3 protein-coding genes are annotated in these 2,586 nt (G+C 41.8%); 2 read left to right on the top strand and 1 reads right to left on the bottom strand.

Annotated features, from left to right (window positions below):
• The coding region (locus AB4496_RS14975) for a hypothetical protein (RefSeq protein WP_372131254.1) at nucleotides 1-735 on the bottom strand (735 nt) is incomplete at its 3' end.
• A gap of 151 nt (nucleotides 736-886) precedes the next feature.
• On the opposite strand from AB4496_RS14975, the gene AB4496_RS14970 reads away from it, so the two are divergent.
• Complete coding sequence (locus tag AB4496_RS14970) at nucleotides 887-1,354, top strand: Lrp/AsnC family transcriptional regulator (protein WP_009844861.1); 468 nt, start codon at nucleotides 887-889, stop codon at nucleotides 1,352-1,354.
• A 208-nt stretch (nucleotides 1,355-1,562) separates the two neighbouring features.
• Nucleotides 1,563-2,586, top strand: a 1,024-nt coding sequence (locus AB4496_RS14965; RefSeq protein WP_372131252.1) for a PAS domain-containing protein, incomplete at its 3' end; no start/stop codon positions are given.

The raw sequence follows: 2,586 nt of genomic DNA, 5'->3' as shown, positions 1-2,586 counted from the left end.
TTTCTTGGCTTCATTGATCAGTAAGCCGCCACCAAACGAAAGGCCAAGCGTGATTCCTATTATTGTTAGGTTCGTTGCGTCTTTGCTGATTCCCAGTACTCTTAAGAATGGTCTCAGTAATACTGCCATGAGTTTCTCAATACCTAGAATCTTTAAGATCTTGAGTAACAGTAATAGTGCTGAGATTACCATGAAGATAACCGCAAAGTTCTTGAACTGTTCAAGCGCCCAACCCAAATAGCTTGTGTCTCCTGATACTTCAGGTTGCCAAAGCACGGTTGCTGGGTAGTTGAGCCAGTCTCCGTATTGATAACTGAGGTTGAGTAGCCATGCCAGCACTAAGCTTCCCCCCACTCTCACCGATAGGGTAGCCAGCCAGCTAACACCTGCTTTTTTGGCAATAGCGCCTTCAATTGGCAATGAGTGAGCAAGGAGCATCATGCTGCCTAAAATTGAAGCTTGAGCAACCGTTAAGGGAACATCGGAATTAATAAGGATAATTAGCCCGGCATAGATGTTGGTGAGTATGGTAGTTGCCCATACTAGACCCATTTCTTTGGGTAATCCGACGCTTTCCATTATAGGGCTTAGCCATTCGCTAAGAATCATTATGCCGCCAAGCTCTTCGACGACTTTTATCAATATGATGATTGGAATCATGATACGGAAAAGCGTCGAAGTGACATCGAAGATTTCTTTGAGGAGCTCTTTGAAAAATTGATAGGTTGATTTCATTGTTACGACCATAACTCGTTGTGTTGTATAAAAAGATCTTACCGCGATTGTTGTGATTATTATTTCAAAAATAACCTATAAAGTTGCCTGTAATTTTTAAATTGCCTTAAAGTAAGAAATTATCAATCAAAAAATCATGGTTTAAGAAATTATGGAAATAGACCGTATAGATAGAAGCATATTGGTTGAGCTTCAGAAGAATAACCGGATCCCTAATCAATCGTTAGCCGAGATCGTAGGGCTATCACCTCCTGCTTGCTTAAAGCGAGTGAAACGATTGAGGCAAGAGGGCGTGATAGTCGGTGATGTATCGATCATTAATCCTGAGCTTACTGGTAGCAAGATGACCCTAGTTGTGTCCGTTGAAATGGAGCGCGATCGAGGGGATATCTATCAAATTTTTCGCCATTCTATTTCTAAGGCGTCAGAGGTTACTCAGTGCTATCAGATATCAGGCAGCTTTGATTTTATGTTGATTGTTACGGTGAAAGATATACAAGCTTACGAAGACTTTGTTGAACGAGTATTGCGCAAAGATCTGAATATTCGCAAGTTCCATACCTCAGTCTCTATGAGAACCGTGAAATTTACCACTGCAGTTAACTTAGATGAGTCATGACCTTTAGCCAGATAGAGGTGTGAATAATTAGATCAAAGGCATAATAGTTAGGGAAGAGGCTTAGCGTTGAGAGTTTTGTGAGGTGCATTGGTTATTTTTGTATAAATAGCAGTCATTTACACAAAATGTTACTTTCATATTTTGTCATAACTTTAATAATTGTATATATTCCTCCGCTACAATAATAATTAACCGAAGTTAATACCAAATGACTGTCAGTTCAGCTTCTCAATCACGTGAAACGCTTCTAAGCGAAAACGAACAACTTGTCTCGACTACCGACCTTAAAGGTGTGATTACTTATAGTAATGACGCTTTTTGCCGTATTGCGGAATACAGTCAAGATGAATTACTAGGGCAACACCATAATATTGTTAGGCATGGTGATATGCCAAAAGCGGCTTTTGCCGATATGTGGGTGAATCTAAAACAAGGCAAGGCTTGGCGCGGGATCGTAAAAAACAAGACTAAATCCGGCGGGCACTACTGGGTTGATGCTTACGTTACCCCTATTTATGATGGCGGGAAGGTAAGTGGCTATCAGTCTGTTCGTGTTAAGCCGAAAAACGAATGGGTACAAGTCGCAGACAAGGCTTATCAAAGCTTATTGAAAGCTGAGAAGTCAGGTCGCCAATGGTCACTACAGATCAGTGACAGTGTTCGTTACGCAGTGTTACTCGGCTCTTTGGCTGCGCCTCTGATTTCAAATCTTGTAGAAGTAGGGCAAGCATCTCAGTGGATATTGAGTCTTCTTCCTGTTTCTGCTCTCGCATTGCTTTTCCGACAAGAGCTCATTGATACTCCATTACAGTTAAAAAAACTGCAATCTAAATTCGATAGCGTCAGTCGACTTGTCTATTCAGGTAATAGTCAGTTCTCTGTTGCCGATTTTCATCTCAAGCTGCTGTCTGCCCGAATCCGCACTGTATTAGGCCGTATGACAGACTCAGCGAAACCATTGCAAGATTTAGCTGATAACCTTAATGCGACGTCATACCAAGTAACTGAAGCGCTCGATCAGCAGACAAAAGATATTCTTCAGGTACGTGAAGCAACTGAAGAGGTTGAAGTGACCGCCAATGAAGTATCTTCTCGTACAGAAGAAGCTCACCAAATTGTCGATGTTACCTTGCAAACTTGTGCTGGTGCTAAAGAGAGCATCGATCAAACCCACCGCAACCTTGAAAACTTGGCATCTCAGGCGGAGAAAGCGACGCACACGACTTACCAAT

The sequence above is a fragment of the Vibrio sp. 10N.222.46.A1 genome (genome assembly GCF_041473595.1).
GTDB classification, from domain to species: Bacteria; Pseudomonadota; Gammaproteobacteria; order Enterobacterales; family Vibrionaceae; genus Vibrio; species Vibrio tasmaniensis_A.
This window is presented reverse-complemented; position numbering and strand designations above follow the sequence as displayed.

Excerpts from the sequence above, each read along its gene's own strand:
- AB4496_RS14970 (WP_009844861.1), top strand. The coding sequence starts at position 887 with ATGGAAATAGACCGTATAGATAGAAGCATATTGGTTGAGCTTCAGAAG.